General features: G+C 67.9%; 18 protein-coding genes and 1 pseudogene. 9 read left to right on the top strand and 10 right to left on the bottom strand.

The genetic code is table 11. The features are described from left to right. The 5 genes from AWC14_RS14445 to eccE all read left to right on the top strand — a co-directional run. Positions 1-153, top strand: a 153-nt coding sequence (locus AWC14_RS14445; protein WP_428838971.1) for a WXG100 family type VII secretion target, incomplete at its 5' end; no start/stop codon positions are given. Positions 154-170: 17 nt separating this feature from the next. Then, positions 171-1031, top strand: a complete 861-nt coding sequence (locus tag AWC14_RS14440; protein WP_045384175.1) for an ESX secretion-associated protein EspG — start codon at positions 171-173, stop codon at positions 1029-1031. Between the two features lie 50 nt (positions 1032-1081). Further along, positions 1082-2512, top strand: coding sequence for a type VII secretion integral membrane protein EccD (gene eccD, locus AWC14_RS14435; protein WP_142281700.1), 1431 nt, complete (start codon positions 1082-1084; stop codon positions 2510-2512). Beyond that, positions 2509-3894 carry a type VII secretion-associated serine protease mycosin gene (gene mycP / locus AWC14_RS14430; RefSeq protein WP_045384177.1) on the top strand — a complete coding sequence of 462 codons (1386 nt, stop codon included), beginning with the start codon at positions 2509-2511 and terminating at the stop codon, positions 3892-3894. Before eccD ends, mycP begins: the two co-directional genes overlap by 4 nt. Then, positions 3891-4877 (top strand): type VII secretion protein EccE, encoded by a 987-nt coding sequence (gene eccE, locus AWC14_RS14425; protein ID WP_045384178.1) that lies wholly within the window; start codon positions 3891-3893, stop codon positions 4875-4877. The genes mycP and eccE overlap by 4 nt, the downstream gene beginning before the upstream one ends. Positions 4878-4986: 109 nt before the next feature. Here eccE and AWC14_RS14420 read toward each other — a convergent pair whose 3' ends face one another. The 3 genes from AWC14_RS14420 to AWC14_RS14410 form a co-directional block, all read right to left on the bottom strand. Then, positions 4987-5985: an amidohydrolase family protein gene (locus AWC14_RS14420; protein ID WP_045384180.1), complete on the bottom strand. Its 999-nt coding sequence runs from the start codon at positions 5983-5985 to the stop codon at positions 4987-4989. 211 nt (positions 5986-6196) lie between these two features. Further along, positions 6197-7219: an alpha/beta hydrolase gene (locus AWC14_RS14415; protein ID WP_158089910.1), complete on the bottom strand. Its 1023-nt coding sequence runs from the start codon at positions 7217-7219 to the stop codon at positions 6197-6199. A gap of 315 nt (positions 7220-7534) precedes the next feature. Further along, positions 7535-8425 carry an amidohydrolase family protein gene (locus AWC14_RS14410; RefSeq protein WP_045384208.1) on the bottom strand — a complete coding sequence of 297 codons (891 nt, stop codon included), beginning with the start codon at positions 8423-8425 and terminating at the stop codon, positions 7535-7537. A gap of 67 nt (positions 8426-8492) precedes the next feature. Between AWC14_RS14410 and AWC14_RS14405 the strand changes: the two genes are divergently transcribed. After that, positions 8493-9263, top strand: a complete 771-nt coding sequence (locus AWC14_RS14405) for a trans-aconitate 2-methyltransferase (protein WP_045384182.1) — start codon at positions 8493-8495, stop codon at positions 9261-9263. 10 nt (positions 9264-9273) lie between these two features. On the opposite strand, the gene stf0 is transcribed toward AWC14_RS14405, so the two are convergent. The 3 genes from stf0 to bluB all read right to left on the bottom strand — a co-directional run bounded on the left by stf0 (position 9274) and on the right by bluB (position 12251). Next, on the bottom strand, positions 9274-10077 hold the full coding sequence (stf0, locus tag AWC14_RS14400) for a trehalose 2-sulfotransferase (protein WP_045384183.1): 804 nt from the start codon (positions 10075-10077) through the stop codon (positions 9274-9276). A 133-nt stretch (positions 10078-10210) separates the two neighbouring features. Beyond that, entirely contained in the window at positions 10211-11590 is a 1380-nt protein-coding gene (locus AWC14_RS14395) for a sulfatase family protein (protein WP_045384209.1), read from the bottom strand. Continuing rightward, positions 11577-12251 (bottom strand): 5,6-dimethylbenzimidazole synthase, encoded by a 675-nt coding sequence (gene bluB / locus AWC14_RS14390; RefSeq protein ID WP_045384184.1) that lies wholly within the window; start codon positions 12249-12251, stop codon positions 11577-11579. The genes AWC14_RS14395 and bluB overlap by 14 nt, the downstream gene beginning before the upstream one ends. Before the next feature lie 100 nt (positions 12252-12351). Between bluB and AWC14_RS14385 the strand changes: the two genes are divergently transcribed. Continuing rightward, complete coding sequence (locus AWC14_RS14385; protein ID WP_045384211.1) at positions 12352-12651, top strand: hypothetical protein; 300 nt, start codon at positions 12352-12354, stop codon at positions 12649-12651. On the opposite strand, the gene AWC14_RS14380 is transcribed toward AWC14_RS14385, so the two are convergent. The 4 genes and pseudogenes from AWC14_RS14380 to AWC14_RS14365 all read right to left on the bottom strand — a co-directional run bounded on the left by AWC14_RS14380 (position 12639) and on the right by AWC14_RS14365 (position 17329). After that, positions 12639-13121: a mitochondrial porin family protein gene (locus AWC14_RS14380; RefSeq protein WP_045384186.1), complete on the bottom strand. Its 483-nt coding sequence runs from the start codon at positions 13119-13121 to the stop codon at positions 12639-12641. The genes AWC14_RS14385 and AWC14_RS14380 overlap by 13 nt on opposite strands. Positions 13122-13148: 27 nt before the next feature. Further along, positions 13149-13979 (bottom strand): hypothetical protein, encoded by an 831-nt coding sequence (locus tag AWC14_RS14375; RefSeq protein ID WP_045384187.1) that lies wholly within the window; start codon positions 13977-13979, stop codon positions 13149-13151. Between the two features lie 638 nt (positions 13980-14617). After that, positions 14618-14776, bottom strand: a pseudogene (locus AWC14_RS28730) (GAF domain-containing protein); the annotation flags it as partial. Between the two features lie 231 nt (positions 14777-15007). Further along, positions 15008-17329: a DEAD/DEAH box helicase gene (locus AWC14_RS14365; protein ID WP_045384272.1), complete on the bottom strand. Its 2322-nt coding sequence runs from the start codon at positions 17327-17329 to the stop codon at positions 15008-15010. 256 nt (positions 17330-17585) lie between these two features. Here AWC14_RS14365 and AWC14_RS14360 point away from each other — a divergent pair, with 256 nt between their 5' ends. Beyond that, positions 17586-17789 carry a cold-shock protein gene (locus AWC14_RS14360; protein WP_003925183.1) on the top strand — a complete coding sequence of 68 codons (204 nt, stop codon included), beginning with the start codon at positions 17586-17588 and terminating at the stop codon, positions 17787-17789. Positions 17790-17873: 84 nt separating this feature from the next. After that, the gene (locus tag AWC14_RS14355; RefSeq protein ID WP_045384236.1) at positions 17874-18452 is read left to right on the top strand and encodes a hypothetical protein; all 579 of its coding nucleotides are present in this window, start codon (positions 17874-17876) and stop codon (positions 18450-18452) included. The last annotated feature ends 121 nt before the right edge of the window (positions 18453-18573 follow it).

Here is an 18573-nt window from a genome sequence, read left to right as displayed (position 1 = left end):
ACCGGGATGAGCTATCAGGCGTGGCAGGCGCAGTGGAATCAGGCGATGGCCGATCTGGTGCGGGCCTATCACGCGATGGCCGGCACACACGAGACCAACACCACCTCGATGCTGGCCCGCGACCAAGCCGAAGCCGCCAAATGGGGCGGCTAATCGGAGTCGAAGGTTAGATGGGCAACCAGCCTAACGCCGTCGAGCTGACCGTCGAGCAGGCGTGGTTCATTGCCGAAACCGTTGGCGCGGGCACATTCCCGTGGGTTTTGGCGATCACCACGCCCTACACCGACGCCGGCGAACGCGGCGCATTCGCCGAGCGGCAGACAAGCGAGCTCGCCCAGATGGGTCTGCTGTCTGCCGACGGCGCGGTCAACCCGGCGGTGGCCGACTGGATCCGGGTGGTGTGTTTCCCGGAGCGGTGGTTGGACCTGCGCTACGTGGGACCCGCCAACGACTCCGGGCCCGGGGAGATGCTGCGCGGCATCGTTGCGCGGCGCGGCGACAAAACTGTTGTCGCGCTGCGCAATGCGCAGCTGGTGACGTTCACGTCGATGGAAATCGACGACGCACGGGCGCTGGTGCCCGTGCTCGGAGTCGGGCTGGCGCACCGCCCGCCGGCCCGGTTCGACGAGTTCAGCATGCCTGCCCGGGTGGGCGCGAGGGCGGACGAGCGGCTGCGTAACGGCACGCCACTGGCCGAAGTCCTCGAATACCTGGGCATCCCGGAGTCGGCGCGGCCCGTGGTGGAGTCGGTATTCACCGGTCCGCGCAGCTACGTCGAGATCGTCGCCGGCTGCCGCCACGACGGCCAGCACGCCACCAGCGAAGTCGGGATGAGCATTGTCGACACCACGGCGGGGCGCGTTCTGGTCAGTCCGTCGCGCGCCTTCGACGGTGAATGGATCTCGACGTTTCGCCCCGGCACACCGTTCGGGATCGCCATAGCGGTCGAACAACTGACCGCGACATTGCCCGACGGTCAATGGTTCCCGGGCAAGCGGTTGTCCAGAGACTTCAGTGCGCAGTCGTCGTAACACGAAAGAGAAAGAGAATCCATGTCCCACCAAATCCTGAGGACCCGCTGATGTCCAGCGCCGTGATGCCGATCGTCCGGGTCGCCATCCTCGCCGACAGCCGGCTGACCGAGATGGCCCTGCCCGCCGAGCTTCCGCTGCGCGAAATCCTGCCCGCGGTCCAACGTTTGGTGGTTCCCACCGGCCTGGACGGTGAGGCCGACACCGCCGACGGTGAGCCTGCCGCCGACGCGGCCACACCTGCGCGGCTCAGCCTCGCTCCGATCGGCGGCGCTCCGTTCAGCCTGGACGCCAGCCTGGACACCGTCGGCGTCGTGGACGGTGACCTGCTCGCGCTCCAACCGGTGCCGCCCGGACCGGCCGCGCCGGGCATCGTCGAGGACATCGCCGATGCTGCGGTGATCTTCTCCGCCTCGCGGTTGAAGCCGTGGGGCATCGCGCACATTCAGCGTGGCGCGCTGGCCGCAATCACCGGACTGGTGCTCGCCGCAACCGGTTTGGCGGTCGCTCACCGCGCGGTCACCGGCGGGCCGGCCGGTCTGATCGCGGTCGGCGTGATCGCGGTGCTCACCGCAATCGCCGGACTGGCGGCGCGCTCGCCGCGGGCCGGTACGGCCCTGTCCGCAGCGGCGCTGGTGCCGATCGCGGCCGCGCTGACATTGGCGGTGCCGGGTGAGTTCGGGCCGGCGCAGGTGATGCTGGCGGCCGCGGGGGTTGCGGCGTGGTCGCTGATCAGCATCATCCTGCCCCGTCGGGACCGCGAGCACGCCATCGGATTCTTCACCGCCACAACAGTTCTCGGGGTCGGTGTATTGGTGGCCGCTGGCGCTGCGTCGCTGTGGCAGCTGCCGATGCTCACGCTGGGCTGCCTGCTGATCGTGGTGGCATTGTTTGTCACCGTCGAGGCCGCCCAACTGTCCGCGCTGTGGGCGCGGTTCCCGCTGCCGGTCATCCCGGCGCCGGGCGATCCCACCCCGTCGGCACCGTCGATGCGGGTGCTCGAGGATCTGCCGCGCAGGGTTCGCATCAGCGACGCGCACCAGACCGGCTTCATCGCAGGCGCGGTGTTGCTCAGTGTGCTCGGATCGGTGGCCATCGCGCTGCGGCCGGAGACACTGGCGGTGTGGGGCTGGTACGTGGTGGCGGCGACCGCGGCTGCGGCTGCGCTGCGAGCCCGGGTGTGGGACTCGGCGGCCTGCAAGGCGTGGCTGCTGGCGCAACCGTATCTGCTGACCGTCGTGCTGCTCGTGCTCTACACGGCGACGGCACGCTACATCCCCGCGCTGTGCGCGGTGCTGGTCCTGGCCACGCTCGTGCTGGCGTGGGTGGTCGTCGCACTGAACCCGCCGATCGCGGAGCCGGAGAGCTATTCGCTGCCGCTGCGCCGGGTGGTGGGCTTCGTCGCGTCGGGCATCGACGCGTCGCTGATCCCCGTCATGGCCTACCTGGTCGGGATATTCACCTGGGTACTCAATCGATGATCCGTGCCGGATTCGCTTGTGCCGCCGCAGTTCTGGTTGCGGCGGTGTGGTGCTGCCCGCCGGCTACAGCGATCAGCCCGCCGGTGGTCGACCCCGGCGCCCAGCCGCCCAATGGCGCGCCGGGGCCGGTGCAGCCGATGGAACAACGCGGCGAATGCAGCATCTCCGGCGTCATCCCCGGCACCGATCCCGGCGCTGCGACGCCCAACCAAAAGATGATGGATCTGCCTGCGGCGTGGCGGATTTCGCGCGGCGACGGTCAGTTGGTGGCGGTCCTCGACACCGGGATCCGGCCGGGGCCGCGGCTGCCCGCCGTCGAACCCGGCGGCGACTATCTGGAATCCAGCGACGGCCTCACCGACTGCGACGGGCACGGCACCCTGGTTGCCGGGATCATCGCCGGCCAGCCCGGCGACGACGGCTTCGCCGGGGTTGCACCCGGAGCGCGGCTGCTGTCGTTGCGCACCGCGTCGGCGAAGTTCTCGCCCCGCATGCCGGGCGGCGATCCCACACTGGCGCAAGTAACCTTCGACGTCACGGCGTTGGGCCGGGCCATCGTGCACGCCGCCGACCTCGGCGCCCGGGTCATCGACATCTCGGCGGTCACCTGCCTGCCCGCCGACCGCAGCGTCGACCAGGGGGCGCTCGGTGCGGCGATCCGGTACGCAGCCGTCGACAAGGACGCGGTGATCGTTGCGGCCGCGGGCAACAGCGGCCCGACCGGCTCGATGACCGGCGGCACCGCGTGCGAATCCAACCCGCTTACCGACTTGAGCCGTCCCGACGATCCGCGCAACTGGGCGGGCGTCACCTCGGTGTCGATCCCGTCGTGGTGGCAGCCCTATGTGCTCTCGGTGGGCTCGCTGGCGCCGGACGGCCAGCCGTCCAAATTCACCATGGCGGGCCCGTGGGTCGGTATCGCGGCGCCGGGCGAAAACATCGTGTCGGTGAGCAACCGCGACGACGGCGGCCTGGCCAACGGCCTGCCCAACCAGCGTCAGCAATTGATGACGTTGAGCGGCACCAGTTATGCCGCCGGGTACGTGGCCGGGGTGGCGGCCCTGGTGCGCAGCAAGTATCCCGAGTTGACCGCCGAGCAGGTGATGCACCGTCTCACCGCAACCGCGCACAACGGTGCCCGTGCGCCGTCCAATGTGGTCGGCGCCGGGAGCGTGGACGCGGTCGCGGCTTTGACGTGGCAACTACCCGCCGGCAGCAAATCTGATGCGCCGCAGGCGAAGCCGATCGCCGCACCGCCGGAGCCTGCACCAAAGAACTACACCCCGCTGATCGTCGCGGGAATCGGAACCGCGGCGTTCGCACTGGCCGTCGTGGGCGCGGCCGCAATCGCGGCGCGCCGTCGAAAGGAGCTCACCTCGTGAGGCAGTCACTGACCGGTCGGATCAGCCTGGTGTTGCTGGCCGTGGTGGCCGCAGCCGTGGCCTATCCGTGGCATACCCCGCGTGAGCGCTGGGCGCTGGGCATCGCGGTCGCCGCGGTAGTGGTACTGCTGGCCTGGTGGCACGGACTGTTTTTCACCACGATGCTGCGCCGTCGGCTGGCGATGCTGCGCCGCAACCACATGCGCGCCCCGGTCACCCGAACCGGCGTCGACGTGCGTACCACCGCGTTGCTGCGCATCGTCGATCCGCCCCCGGGCGAGCCGGATTTGCTGCCGCTGCCGCTGATCGCGCGATACCTGGACCGTTACGGCATCCGCGCCGACGCGGTCCGTGTCACCAGCCGAGAAAGCGGCGGCGATAACGGTGTGCCGCAACGGGATACGTGGATAGGGCTGACCCTGTCGGCCGCCGACAACCTTGCGGCGTTGCGAGCCCGTTCGTCGGGCATTCCGTTGCACAAGACCGCGGAGGTTGCGGTGCGCCGGCTCGCCGACCACCTCCGCGAGATCGGCTGGGCCGCAAGCCCGGTGGAACCCGACGACGTCCCGACGCTGTTCGCGCGGCCCGCCCGGGAAACCTGGCGCGGCGTCAAGGAAGCAAGCGGTGATTACGTCGCGGCGTACCGCGTCAAGGCGGACGAGACGCTGCTCGACACCCTCGCGGTGATCAGGTCGTATCCGGCGCGCGAAACGTGGACCGCGCTGGAAACGTCCGGCACGGCGGGCGACCGGACGCTGGCGGTCGGGTGCGCGTTCCGCACCAATGCCCATCCCGCAGGCGGCGCACCGATCTCCGGGTTGACGCCGCAATCCGGCAACCATCGGCCGGCGCTGGTGGCTTTGGACCCGACGTCCACCGACAGGCTCGACGGGCACTCCGCTCTGCCCGACGGTCTGCTCGGGCAGTTGCGCTGGCCCAGCAGTGTCGGGCAACAGTCACGGCCGCGGCACGCGGCGGTCTAGCCACCAAAACCGCGCCAGCGGCCCAAGGCATGGAAGTGACAATGCGCGAGATGCACGGCGCCGGTTTGGGCCTCGGGTCGCTACGCGATACGTATCAGTAAGCGACGGGCTACTGAGCGGGGAGTTTCAACAGCCGCGCGGCGTTGCCACGCCCGAGCTTGCGCCGATCCGCTTCCGCTAGCAGGGCGTTGTCGAACCAGTCGGCCGCCTCGGCCATGGACTCGTAGGGGTAGTCGACCGAGAACAGGAGTCGGTCGGATCCGAGTTCGCTGATGGCGTTGAGCAGGCCCTTGGTGTGGAAATGTCCGCTGGTAGTGACGTAGAAATTCTCGCGGAAGTATTCACCGACAGCGCGTTTGGCGTCGCCGAGGCCGACGCCGTCGCGCTGCTTGCGCAGCCGGTGCTCGAGACGCGGCAGCATCAGCGGCAGTCCCTCGCCAAGGTGGCCGAGGATGACCTGGACGCCGGAGAACCGGTCGAACAGGCCGCTGAGCATCAGGCGGATTGCGTGGGTGGCGGTCTCGTGGGCGAAGCCCCAGGCCGAGCCGACCAGGGACTCGTAGCCCTGGTAGATGCGTTGCTGGCTTGACAATGGCTCGCGCGGATGCAGGTAAATCGGCACGCCCAGTTCGGCCACCTTCTCCCAAAACGGCAGGTTCTCCCGCTCGTCGAGATAGCGGGCGTCGCCGCCGGGCAGATCGGTGTAGCCGTTGACGAGCGCGCCGACAGCGCCGAGATCGCCCACCGCACGCTCGAGTTCGGCGGCAGCGGCGGCAGGCTCCTGCAGCGGAACCGCCGCGAACCAGGCGAACCGGTCCGGATGGCGGTCGACGTAGGTGGCTTTGATGTAGTCGTTGTTCTCGCGGGCAGCTGCCACGGCCGCGGCGGGGTCAAGGATGGATTGGATGCCCGGGGAGGTCAGCGACAAGACTGTGATGTCGATGCCGTGTTGGTCCATCTCGGCGACGCGCTCGTCGACGTCGACCAGGCGTCGCTCCACCTCCGCCATGTAGGCCGCGCCGTTACGAGCCGCTTCGGAGTCGGCATCCCACACGGCGTTGTTCGCCGGGGTAGAGACATGCTCTTCTAATGCGATTTTGTCGATCATGCGGCTCTTCTCCTTGGCTACAGAGCTTGCCTAGAAGATCATGCCCGGCGAGACACGGCACTGTCGCTGTCGTGCAACCCGCCCGCCATGACCGCGCGCGCCTTTCGCAAGCTCGACGAGTCCTATCCCGACAAGCCAGTGAACTGGCGGACCGCGACCGTGGCTTCGACGCCGGCCGGCACCACATGCCCACTCGGGCGCATTCGCCCTCCTACAGGTGTTCGGCAATATAGGTCGCGATCTCGTCGACCGCGCGTCGCACCTCAGCATCGAACAGCAGGTTCAGAAATCCATGCGGCAGGTTGTCGAAACGACGGACAACGACTCGATCTCCAAGCCTCGAGCCGAAGGCCTCGTCCTGATCGCGCAGCACATCGACCCCCGCTACAGCAATGTAAGTGCACGGCATCGCGGAAAGCTCCTCGGATCTCATCACAAAGGCCCGCGGGTCGGATCGGCTTGCGAGATCGGGCGTGTATTGGCGTCGCGCCTTGTCCAATGAAGCCCGACTCAACGGCGCGGTGAACAGATTGGTGGAGGGGTAGCGATCGATATCGTCATCTACGTACGGATAGAGGAGTACCGCCAACTTTGCGGCGTCCGACGTGTCCCCTACATGCAATGCCACGGCGGCCGCTATCGAGCCGCCCGCACTGTCACCGGCAACAGCAACGCGGTCACGGTCGACCGAGATTTCGTCGGCGTGTTGAATGCCCCATCGGTAGGCCGCCAGAGCGTCCTCGAAGCCAGCTGGGAATGGCGACTCAGGCGCGAGACGATAGTCGACAGACAGCACCTTCACCTTGGCATTTGCGGCAAGGTACGCGCACGGTCCGTCGTGGGACTCCAGGTTGCCGAAGATGAATCCTCCACCATGGACGAACACGACCAACGGTGCTGGCTCAGCGACGTCGGATGGTTCGTAGAGACGAGCCGAAATCGTCCGGTCCTGAGCTGCTATCTCGATATCGCGACAGGGAACTGCGCGCTGATACCGGAACGAAGTCGCAGCTGTTGCAACGTTCGCCACGTAACGCGTCAGTGGGCCGGGGCGCCTGTCCACCACGGCGATCAGCTGGCGTGCGGCATCGGTCGCCAACTGAAGGCGAGGAGACAGTCGCTGGCCATCGATCTCCGGACGGTCGATCGGCAACCGATCCAGCACCGAGTTCGGCAACGAAACAACGGCACCCGACACCAGACCGAGCACCCTGCTCAACGGGAACGACGTCACGTGTGATCTCCCTTCAACCAGCCGCCGCAATGCAAGATCCGGCAACACCCGCACCCACGACCTTCAGACTGGACGGGAGCAAAGCGGTTTCGAGACGGGCCACTTCGCAGCTTCCGTGAGACTATCGGCACGTCGACCCCGAGGGCGTTCAGGCAGTCGATGATCGTTTGTTCGGCGGCCGCGGCGTGCGGGCATCCCGGCGAGGTGAGAAGTTCAATACGTATAGTTGTCACTCCTCGGCCACAAAAGTTGTTGCTGCTGCAGCTGTTTCGATCTCATGCATGATCGGGCATTCGCGCTCGGCGTGCGGGCTGATCACTCGAGCGGATAGAAAACCGTAGCCGCGTTCTGGTAGAACACGGCGCGCAACCAGTCGTCGTCGACACCGGGCAATTCGGTGAGCGAGCGCATCGCATCGGAATAGCGATAGGGAATGTTGGGAAAGTCGCTGCCGAACAGGATGCGGTCCTGAAGGTGTCGCAGCCGGGGCAACTGCGACACAGGGAACGGCATTTGTTCCTCGACGAACGGGGTGAAGGCCATCGTGGTGTCCAGTCGCACGTCGGCTGCGCTCTCGCAGATGTCGAGAAACTCGGCGTATTCCGGCATTCCCATGTGCGCGACGATCAACCGAAGCCGCGGATAGCGGCGCAGCAGGCGGCGGATCGGCTCCGGTCCGGTGTACTCGCCCGGCACCGGCCCGGAACCGCAATGAACGACAACCGGCACCCCGGCGTCCTCGACGAGTCCCCAAACCCGGTCGAGCAGTGGGTCATTCGGCTCGTACCGGCCAACCTGGATGTGAGCTTTGAAGACCCGTACGCCGTCGCGGATCGCGGTCTCGACGTAGTCAGCGGCGTCTGGCTCGGGGTAAAACGTCGCGGTGGCAAGGCAATCCGGGGTGGACCGGGCGAATTCCACCGCCCACTGGTTAAGCCAGGCGGCCATCTGCGGCTTGTGCGGGTAGATCAGCGAGGTGAAGCCGCGTACCCCGAATTGCCGGAGCATCTCCACCCGGCGAGATTCGTCGGCCCGGTAGGTAATCGGCCAGTGTCGGCCGACCAGCGGACCGGAAGAGTCGAAGTAGTTCCACACCTTGTCCATCACCGATTTCGGCATGAAATGGGTGTGAACGTCGATCACGCCCGGCAGGCCCAGCGCGGACCAGAGCTGCCGGACGCTCGCTGCTTCGTCCTCGTCAGTCATCTCCACCTCGACTCGTCTACGTTTGTCATATCAGTCGGCACACGGGCCGTTGATCGGGAGGACGCGCATGTGGGATCCGGACGTCTATCTGGCCTTTGCGGACCAGCGCGCCCGCCCCTTCTATGACCTGCTGTCGTGGGTGGGCGCCGAACGCCCGCGCCGTGTCGTCGACCTGGGCTGCGGGCCGGGCAACCTGACGCTGCAGCTGGCCCGGCGCTGGCCGGACGCGGTGATCGAGGCGCTGGACAACTCGCCGGAGATGGTCGCCGCGGCCCGGGAGCGGGGCGTCGACGCCTCCGTCACCGATCTGCGCAACTGGACGCCGCAGCGCGACACCGACGTGGTACTCAGCAACGCCGTCCTACAGTGGGTGCCCGAACATCCGGAACTGATGGTCCGCTGGGCGGGGCAGCTGGCCGCCGGGTCATGGATCGCCGCCCAGATGCCAGGCAACTTCGAGACTCCGTCGCACGGCGCGGTGCGTGCACTGGCGCGCCGCGAACCATACGCAAAGGCGTTGCGGGACGTGCCGTTTCGAGTCGGCGCAGTGGTCCACCCGCCGGCCTATTACGCCGAGCTGCTGATGGACGCCGGCTGCAGTGTCGACGCCTGGGAAACCACCTATTTGCATCGGCTGCGCGGCGAGCACCCGGTGCTGGACTGGATCAGCGGCACCGCGTTGCTGCCCGTGCGCGAGCGGCTCAGCGACGCCGACTGGGAGCGGTTCCGCGCCGACCTGATCCCGCTGCTCGCCGACGCGTATCCGACCCGGCCCGACGGGGTCACGTTCTTCCCGTTCCGACGGGTGTTCGTGGTGGCTCAGGTGGGCAGCAAGTAACGCGCGGCGGCTACTGCGGCAGGCCCAGTTCCTCCGCCTCGGCGCGGTAGCGATCCACCCACTCGTCAGAGCGCTGGTCGGCCTGGCGTTCCAGTACCGGCGCGGGCGCCAGCCGCGGATCGAGCCCGAGCGCTTCGAGCACTGAGGCCACGATCGAGGTCAAGTTGCGCCACAGCACCGGGTAGGCGACGTCGATCGGGTCAATCTGCTCCTCGGCGAACCAGTTGCGCCAGCCGTTCTCCTGTTCTTTCAGGATCGTGACGATGTGGGCGATCGCGCCGGCGTGGTAGACTGCCCGCGAATCCCGTTCCGGGTCCGGCCGACCCCGCCACACCCGGGTCTGCACCGCCCGCCAAAACGACACCGCCTGCGAGACCACGTCCGGCCGGTACACGTGCACGAAAACCGGGTCGCTGCCGATGACGTCGCGGATCGCCGCGCGCAGGCCCTCACCGGTGCGGTCGGGCAGCCCCGCCGCCCGCTCCTGCAGCAGCGACGTCTGGTTCCACATCAGCTTGCCGCCCCACACACCGTTGGGTGTGCGGCCCGAGCTTCGGATGTGCTCGCGCCAGGCCACCGCCGACGCGGTATCCGGTGTCCCGGGTTCCAACGGATCGAGCAGCCGCAGAATCGTGGGATCCTCGACTCCGGCGAACCACTCCCGCGGCTGCGGGGCCATGCCGGTGCTGGGCAGGTATTGGAAGAACTCTTGCGGCTCGCCGGCACATCCGGTCGCGCGCAGCGATTCCACCAGCAGCGTGCTTCCACTGCGCTGCGAGGCGAGCACCAGATACGACGTCGGGACTGTGGACATTCCCGTGAGCCTATCGAGTGTTCGACCGGCAACTCACCGGGTACGACCAGCCGGCGGCCGTGCCGCCGTTCGCCCGCGCTGCTGCAGACGGGCAGCCGCCAACGACCAGAAAAAATCCCACTGCGCGCAAGTCCTACTTCTTGACCTCGTCTTCGATACCACGCTCGGCGGCGATCGCCGACCGACTGGTCGGCACCTTGGCATGGATGCGAAGGTAGGTTTCGGTGTAGCGGGCCGCAATTCGGCTGCCGGCGAAGTCGGACGGGATGACGTCGCCGGTCTGCTGACGCCACTCATGCAGTAGCACAGCCAGATCGGCGGCGATCGCATCGGCGTGGCCGGTGTCGTCGCTGCCCAAAAGGTTGTTGGTCTCGGTGGGGTCTTTGCGTAGGTCGTAGAGCTCGCGTCCCGGCCGCGGCGCGGTGACCAGCGGTGCCACCGCATGCCCGGACGGGCTTTCCTCGATGTCCCACGGCAGATCCAGCAGCGGGCGGTGCGCGTAGTTCTCGATGTAGCTGTATTCCTTTGTGCGAATTGCGCGTATCGGATCGAAGGAGTCGTGATAGGTCTTGGCGGTGTAGACGTGTTCGCGGACCGGGGTGGTGTCGTCGGGCGTCAGCAGCGCCCGGGCATGAGAGATGCCTTCGATGTCGTCCGGCTCGTCGACGCCGAGTAGGCCCAGCAGCGTGGGCACCAGGTCCACTCCGCTGAACATCTCGTCGTAAACCCTTGGCGCCAGCCGCATTCGGGTGGGGGGACGGATGATCATGGCGATGCCGGTACCGGCGTCATAGAGCGTGGACTTCGCGCGGGGGAACGCCGGGCCGTGGTCGGTGAAGAACACCACCCAGGTGTTGGCGTCGAGGCCGGTGGCGGCCAGCGTGTCCAGGATCCGACCGACCGCGGCGTCCGCGGTTTTGATGGAGCCGTAGAAGTCGGCCATGTCCTGGCGGACTTCGCCGGTGTCGGGCAGATAGTCGGGGAGCGCGACGGCGCTCGCGTCGGCCGGTTCGTAGCGGTCGCGCGGGTAGGGCCGGTGAGTTTCGAAGAACCCGGCCGTCAAGAAGAACGGTCGGCTCCCTGCACGATCACGCAGCCATTGCTCGGTCCGCTCTACCACGTACTCGCAGTAGGAGTTCGACACATCGAACTCGTCGAAACCCAGCCGAGACGGATACGACGTCTCGTGCTGCATGCCGAAAAGCGCCGAGTGCCAACCGGCTTCGGAGAGAATGTCCGGCAGGGTGCGCACGCCGGAGCGGTACTCCCAGCCGTGATGGGCCAGGCCGACCAGCCCGTTGCTTTGCGGGTAGCGGCCGGTGAACAGCGATCCGCGCGACGGCGAGCACAGCGGCGCGGTGGCGTGTGCCCTGGTGAACAGGATGCCCTCGTCGGCCAGCCGGTCCAGCCGGGGACTCGAGACATCGGTGTGGCCGTAGGCGCCCAGATACCGACCAAGGTCGTGCCAATGCACGACCAATACGTTGTCGGCTGTGTGGTCACTGTCGCTGATCGCCGCCACCTCCCCAGCTGTTCTCGGACACGAACTCGGCCAACGGCCGGGCAAACGCCCAGCCGTCCAATTCCAGCGCCGGCCGGTCGGGAAAATCGGGTACCGGGCCGAGGCACAGTATGGCCACCGGTTCGGCGTCGGCCGGCATGGACAGCAGCGCCGCCAGCCGCTGAGGATCGAACAGCGACACCCAGCCCATCCCCAATCCTTCGGATCGTGCTGCCAGCCAAAGGTTTTGGATTGCACACGACACCGACGCCAGATCCATGTGCGGCAGGGTGCGCCGCCCGAAGACGTGGGCGTCTCGCCCGTCGCACAGAGCCACCACCAGCAGTTCGGCGCAGTCCAGGATGCCCTCGACCTTCAGCGCCAGAAATTCCTGTTCGCGCCGGCCGAGCGCGTGAGCGGTGAGCAGCCGCTCCTCGTCGACCAGGGCGTGGATCCCTCGCCGTAGCGCATCGTCGGTGATGCGGATGAACCGCCATGGCTGCATCAGCCCGACACTGGGCGCGGCATGAGCGGCCTGCAGCAGCCGTGCCAGCACGTCGTCGGCAATGGTGCTGTCCGGCACGAATCGGCGCATGTCACGCCGCTCGCAGATCACGCGATAGACGGTTTGCCGCTCGAGCGGGCTGAATGCGTGATCATTCACAGGGGCCATCGTAGAAACCTGCCTACCGATGAGCAGACGCAGACTCGCACGATCAGCGCCCGAACAGTGCGATTCTGTGTCTGCTCGGCGTCGGGAGAGGAGTCCCATGATGAAGTTTCCTGAGTCGCTCGATCAGTTACCGGTCGATGGTGCGGGCCGGCGTGTCTTCGGCGAGCCGTACCGCACCGCCGATGGCGCCACGGTCATCCCGGTGGCCAAGGTCCGCGGTTCCACCGCCACACCGCTGGGGGTGTTCGTCGTCCGCGGGGACAGGGCGTCCTGGGTAGCGGCCGTCGACGCCAACCTGATCGGACTGATCGGCGTGACCACCGGTCTGCTGTCGGCGGTGATCGCCAGCCTGGCGGTGCTGCGCCGCCCGCCGTGGCCGGACCTGCGCTACGGCCGGTAGGTGACGCCGACCGCGCGGAACACGTACTCCGGCGGCATCTCGAAAGCCAATGATCGGCGGGGCAAACCGGTCAGCACATCGCCGGGGATTACGGCCTTGTAGTGTAGCGACAGCTGCCCGTTGAACGCCGGATCCACCCGCCCGACGTCCAGCTCGACCTGCAGACCCGTCGGCGAGAGTTCCGCGGTCGCCGGCCCGGTCTGCGGCGCGTCCCAGCGGACGTCGACGGTGGGACCGGCCAGCTTCGGCAGCGACGACAGGGTGGCCAGCACCCGCTGCGAGGTCAGCACCAGGGAGCCGACGTAGCTGGCGACGCTGTGGGCCGACCGCAGACCCGGGATGGCGCCGCTGAATCGCCGGGTGATCGCGACATAGTCGGCGAGATAGATCAGTCCTTCGGCTTCGACCTCTGCACGCACGTCGGCGGGCAGCTTGCCGATACCGAACAGCCTTCGGACGATGACCGCCATGCGCCCAGTATGACCACGCCGCCGGTGCTAGTGCTCGGTGCTGCTGGTGATCGTCCTGGCCGCCACTCGTTTTGTCACCTCGGGCAGCGGTGTGGCGATGCGCCCGTGCACGGGATCGCCGTTGCGCACGGTGGGAACGACGACGCGTTTGGTGTCGGGTTTCAGCTCGCCGGGTACACCGCGTGCACCGGGCAAGGTGGCCGGGGGCATCATCGGCACGGCGCCTGTTCCGCTCCTCGCGGTCGAGGGCTCGGGCGGCAGGGGCGCCACCGGCACGGTCTGCGACGGCGCGGGGACCGTACTGGCGGACGGGGCCGGCGGCGGTCCGAGCACCGCCGTTGGCACTGTGGCGTCGAATCCGCCGCCGAAACCGCTATCGCAGCTGGGTAATTCGTCCATATCGTCGAACGTTTCGTCGGGTGCTATTTCGCTGTCCGCAGCGGCGTTGCCCTGCAGGCCGCTCATGCCCATTTGCATGGCCTGCTGGCCGGCCTGGGCGGCCTGTTGCGGGGCTTGGCTCAGCGGCTGCAGTGCGCCGCCGAGCGCCCCGGCAATTGCGCCGGCGATGCCGGACGCCAGCTGTGGGACCGCTGCCAGCTGGGCGGCCGAATCGCCTTCACTGGCGGGGAATTTGGCGGCGGCGTCGGTGGCTTTGAGGTCGCGCTCCTCCTGGCCGGCCAGTGCGTCGGCGAAGTCGGACGGGACACCGAGATTGGCCGCGGTGCCCAACGTTGCCAGCAGGTTGTCGACGATCGAGCCGGGGTCGGGGACGGCGGTCGGGGGTATGGGTGGCGGGGGCGTATTCGCCGCGGCCGCTGCGGCGTAACCCGCAGGCGAGGCGCGCAACTCGGGCGTCATGCCGGCCGGTGCAAGAGTGCGGCCACCTGATCACCGGTCGGCGGCGTGAAAACGGCGTCGATCCCGCGCGCCGCGGCGAACAGGCGAGCGGATTGGTCGATACCCTCGGCGTCGAGCACCTTTTGGACCGCGTCGAGGATGTCCTGACCGTACATCGCGGCCTTGGCACTGGCCCGGCTCTGACAGTCCAGCACCACGTCGACGAGCTCGTCGAGCTTGGCCGCCGAGGAATCTTTACCGCCCTCGATGTGCCTGATCCGGCTGTCACCGTCCGCGGCGATACTGGTGAGTTCCGCGCGCAGCTCGCGCACCGCGGCGTGCGCGGAATCGAAAGCCGCCCTTTTGATCTCGTTTTTCTCCGCGATGCTGTGGGCATGGTCCTCGCCGCGCCGGAACGCATCGTGCACGTCGTCGGCGGTCACGCCGACCTGGTCGGCGAGTGGCCCAAAGCGGGCCTGGCACAGCCGGTCTCGCAGATCCTGGTAGGCCGCCGCGACGTTGCCGCAGTCGGCCGAGGCGTTGGCGACGATCGCCAGATTCGAGCCGGACGGCCACACGTGACCGACGAGGATCTGCGAATAGCGGCCGGGCGGCAAGTCCGACATGGGCCGATGGTATCGCCGCAGCGCGAAAGCGCTAGTCTGCGCCGATTCCGCAATCGCGGTGCGGATCGCGGCAAGGTGTGGATTTCGTCGCAGAAACGCGGTGATGGGTACCAGATTCCTGAGCTGACGCCCAAGCGCCACCACGGCCGGTTCGTCGCCCAGCGTTTCGACCAGCAGCCAGTCGTGGGCCATGACCGAGATTTTACCGACGGGACCTGTGGGTATTAGCTCGTTTGCCGCGCCGTCGGATCGGGCACGGTTTGACTTGTGTCAATTCGTATGCGACGACGACACGTTGGCACGCGAGTTGCATACGACGCCTTTCGCCGGGTATTTTGCTGCTGCGCCCCACCGGGATTGAGAACGGCTCGCGTTGTCCGGCCGTTTATCGTGCCGCCATGTCGACCGTCGAGGGGTCGGTCGTCATGCGAGTTCCGCGAGTACCAGGCGCAACACGCGCACAGCGCCCGCCTTGTCCAGCGGTTGATTACCGCTGCCGCATTTCGGCGACTGCACGCACGACGGGCATCCAAACGTGCATTCGCACGACTCGATGGCCGCGGCCGTGGCCCCCAGCCACGTGCGGACCTGTCGGAAGCCGCGTTCGGCGAAGCCGGCCCCGCCCGGGTAGCCGTCGTAGACGAACACGCTGGGTAGTCCGTCGCGCTCCGGGCCCACCGCGGTGGACAGCCCGCCGATGTCGCCGCGGTCGCAACTGGCCACCAGCGGGAGCAGGCCGATCGCGGCATGCTCGGCGGCGTGCAGCGATCCCGGTATTTGCGGCGCGTCGATCCCGTTGCGCTCCAGGGCTTCCGGGGTGATGGTGTACATCACAGCGGTGGTGGCCAACGTTTGCGTCGGCATGTCCAGCTCGATGAAGTCGATCACCTCGCCGGACAGCCGCCGGCGCAGGTAGCCGACGACCCTGCTGGTGACCGTGACCGGTACCAGGCCCAGCGTCACCGCACCGAACACCACTCGCTCACCGGGGCCGGTGACCGCAATGTCGGTGAGTTCTCGCGCAAACGTGGCATATCCAGGATCCTCGGCGTGGACGAACGCCATCCCCTCGTCGAAGTCCAGCGAGTCGACGACGTAGCTCTCGCCTTGGTGCAGGTACACCGCCCCGGGGTGCACCGAGGCCGGTGCCTGGCCGACGCCGGCCGTCCCCAGCAACCGCCCGGTCTCGGTTTCGACGATCACGATCTGCCCACCCGTCGGCCCGCGGATGTCCACGGCAGGATGCGGATCCAGGCCCGGCGCGGGGTAGTACTTGCCGGACCGGCGTCGCAGCAGCCCGTCGTCCACCAGCGAGTCCGCGACCTGCTCGGCCCCCAGCTCCCGGACCTCGGCCTCGTCGAGCGGCAATTCGGTTGCCGCGCACAGTAATTGCGGCCCCAGAATGTACGGGTTGGCCGGGTCGATCACCACCCGCTCGATCGGCTTGTCCAACAACGCCGCCGGGTGATGGACCAGATAGGTGTCGAGTGGATCGTCGCGGGCGATCAGCACGATCAGCGCGCCCTGGCCGCGCCGCCCCGATCGGCCGGCCTGCTGCCAGAACGAGGTGACCGTGCCGGGAAAGCCGGCCAGCACCACCGCATCCAATCCGGCGATGTCCATGCCCAACTCCAGCGCGTTGGTGGTGGCCAGGCCGCGCAACCGCCCGTCGGCCAGGGCGTGTTCGAGCGCGCTGCGGTCCTCGGGCAGATAACCCGCGCGATATGACGCCACCTGCTCGCTTAGCTCCGGAGCGATGTCGTCCAGGCGCGCGCGGGCACCCAGCGCGGTCAGCTCCGCGCCGCGGCGCGACCGCACGAACGTCAAAGTCCGTGCGCCCTCGGCGATCAGGTCCGCCATCACCCGCGCCGCCTCGGCGCCGGCGGAGCGCCGCACCGGGGCGCCGTTTTCGCCGGTCAGGTCGTCGCGCAGGGGCGGTTCCCACAACGCCACCGTGCGCCCGCCCTGCGGCGAGCCGTCCTCGGTGATTTCGGTCACCGGCGCACCGATCAGCTCGGCGGCCGTCGCGCCGGGCGAGGCCGTCGTCGCACTGGCGAAGATCACCGTCGGCGACCCGGAATAACGCGCGCACAGGCGCAACAAGCGGCGCAGCACCATCGCCACATTGGAGCCGAAAACGCCACGGTAGTAATGGCATTCGTCGACAACCAGATAGCGGAGGTAGCGCAGGAACACCGCCCAGCGGGCGTGGTTGCGCAGCATCGACAAATGGATCATGTCCGGGTTGGAGAACAACCACCGGGACCGTTCCCGCGCAAAACGGCGTACCTCGGCCGGACTGTCGCCGTCGTAGGCGCTCGGCGCCACGTCGGCCAGCCGCGGTGTTGCCGCGGTCAGCGCATGGGCGGCGCGCAGTTGGTCGTGGCCCAGCGCCTTGGTGGGCGACAGGTACAGCGCCCGGGCCCGCGGATCGGTCGCCAGCGCGCACAGGATCGGAAGTTGGTAGGCCAGCGATTTGCCCGACGCAGTGCCGGTGCTGATCACCACGTGGCGTCCGGCGTGGGCGAGCTCGGCGGCGTCGACCTGATGCGACCACGGTGCGCCGATGCCGCGCTCGGTGAACGCGCCGACCACGTCGGACTCGGCCCACGCGGGCCACGGGCGGGTCCGGCTCTCACGAGGCGGCAGTTCGGCGACGTGGCGCAGGGGCTGCTCACCCGGCCCGCTGCCGGCGACCGCAACGGCAAGCAGCTCGCTGCCGAACGTCACCTGGCACCCCTCCATATCCACCTCGTAATGCAATTGTTCACTGAATTGATCACCGCAGGCTGTCGTCGACGCGATGAACATGATTGACTGATGTGCGGTCGCAGCTTCTGTGTTCGTGTCAAACTTTCGCAGGATCAACGTTGCGGCCGCGGTTCCTGCGAGTTTCAGCTCGGGTGAAGTTCCGGCGACTCCGCGAGGTATGGCGGTCACAGCAGGCCCGGGGCACCGAAAGGCGGTGCACCGCACCCAGTAGTAAAGGAAAGATCGAGAAATGCCACAGGGAACTGTGAAGTGGTTCAACGCGGAGAAGGGGTTTGGTTTCATCGCCCCCGAGGACGGTTCGGCCGACGTGTTTGTCCACTACACGGAAATCCAGGGATCGGGATTCCGCACCCTTGAGGAGAACCAGCGAGTGGAGTTCGAGGTCGGCCAAAGCCCCAAGGGGCCCCAGGCCACCGGCGTCCGCTCCATCTGAGCAACTTCTGGCGAAACCCCCCGCGCGGCGCCCTACCGGGTTCCGCCGGGGGGTTTTCGTGTGCGGCGGCTTACTGTCGGTGACGTGAGCCAGCTCTCCTTCTTTTCCGCCGAGTCGGTGCCGCCCGCGGTCACCGACCTCACCGGGATGCTGGCCGCCGCCGGGCAGATCGTGATTGTCGGCGGCGGAGCCCGGCTGTCGGTGGTGGTGGAGGAGCTTTGGCGGGCCGAGGCGCTGGCCGAGATGATCGAAGACGCCGGCCTGGTGTCGGAGATCACTCGCACCGACGAGGACACTCCGCTGGTCCGGACCGCGGTGGACGCCCGGCTGCGGGCGATCGCAGCCGACTGGACCCGCGGCGCGGTCAAGACGGTGCCTCCGCTGTGGCTGCCCGGGCCGCGCGAACTGCGGGCCTGGACGCTGGCCGCCGGGGCACCGGAGGCCGACCGCTACCTGCTCGGGCTGGACCCGCACGCGCCGGACACCCATTCCCCGCTGGCGTCGGCGATGATGCGGGTCGGGATCGCGCCCACCCTGATCGGTACCCGCGGCGCCCGGCCGGCATTGCGGATCAGCGGCCGGCGCCGGCTATCGCGCCTGGTAGAAAATGTGGGAGAGCCACCGGACGCCGTCGAGGCGAAAGCGAACTGGCCGCACGTTTAGCGGTCATTGGAAGGGCAATTACCGGGGGGTCGGTTTGCGTCGCCCCGTTCCCGGGTGTCACATTGTCAGTTGTCCACAGGGGGGCACCGGCACGCGATGCGGCCGGAAATGGAAAGTGAGC

Source organism: Mycobacterium kyorinense, from assembly GCF_002101735.1.
GTDB classification, from domain to species: Bacteria; Actinomycetota; Actinomycetes; order Mycobacteriales; family Mycobacteriaceae; genus Mycobacterium; species Mycobacterium kyorinense.
Note: the sequence above shows the minus strand (reverse complement) of the source record. Positions and strands in the feature narration are given on the sequence as shown.

Bases quoted from the DNA above. Each gene is read 5' to 3' on its own strand.
- AWC14_RS14385 (WP_045384211.1), top strand. From the start codon at position 12,352: ATGAAGTTTCCTGAGTCGCTCGATCAGTTACCGGTCGATGGTGCGGGC.
- AWC14_RS14405 (WP_045384182.1), top strand. From the start codon at position 8,493: ATGTGGGATCCGGACGTCTATCTGGCCTTTGCGGACCAGCGCGCCCGC.
- mycP (WP_045384177.1), top strand. From the start codon at position 2,509: ATGATCCGTGCCGGATTCGCTTGTGCCGCCGCAGTTCTGGTTGCGGCG.
- AWC14_RS14410 (WP_045384208.1), bottom strand. From the start codon at position 8,425: ATGACTGACGAGGACGAAGCAGCGAGCGTCCGGCAGCTCTGGTCCGCG.
- stf0 (WP_045384183.1), bottom strand. From the start codon at position 10,077: ATGTCCACAGTCCCGACGTCGTATCTGGTGCTCGCCTCGCAGCGCAGT.
- bluB (WP_045384184.1), bottom strand. From the start codon at position 12,251: ATGGCCCCTGTGAATGATCACGCATTCAGCCCGCTCGAGCGGCAAACC.
- AWC14_RS14360 (WP_003925183.1), top strand. From the start codon at position 17,586: ATGCCACAGGGAACTGTGAAGTGGTTCAACGCGGAGAAGGGGTTTGGT.
- AWC14_RS14440 (WP_045384175.1), top strand. From the start codon at position 171: ATGGGCAACCAGCCTAACGCCGTCGAGCTGACCGTCGAGCAGGCGTGG.
- AWC14_RS14380 (WP_045384186.1), bottom strand. From the start codon at position 13,121: ATGGCGGTCATCGTCCGAAGGCTGTTCGGTATCGGCAAGCTGCCCGCC.
- AWC14_RS14365 (WP_045384272.1), bottom strand. From the start codon at position 17,329: ATGGAGGGGTGCCAGGTGACGTTCGGCAGCGAGCTGCTTGCCGTTGCG.
- eccD (WP_142281700.1), top strand. From the start codon at position 1,082: ATGTCCAGCGCCGTGATGCCGATCGTCCGGGTCGCCATCCTCGCCGAC.
- AWC14_RS14420 (WP_045384180.1), bottom strand. From the start codon at position 5,985: ATGATCGACAAAATCGCATTAGAAGAGCATGTCTCTACCCCGGCGAAC.
- AWC14_RS14375 (WP_045384187.1), bottom strand. From the start codon at position 13,979: ATGACGCCCGAGTTGCGCGCCTCGCCTGCGGGTTACGCCGCAGCGGCC.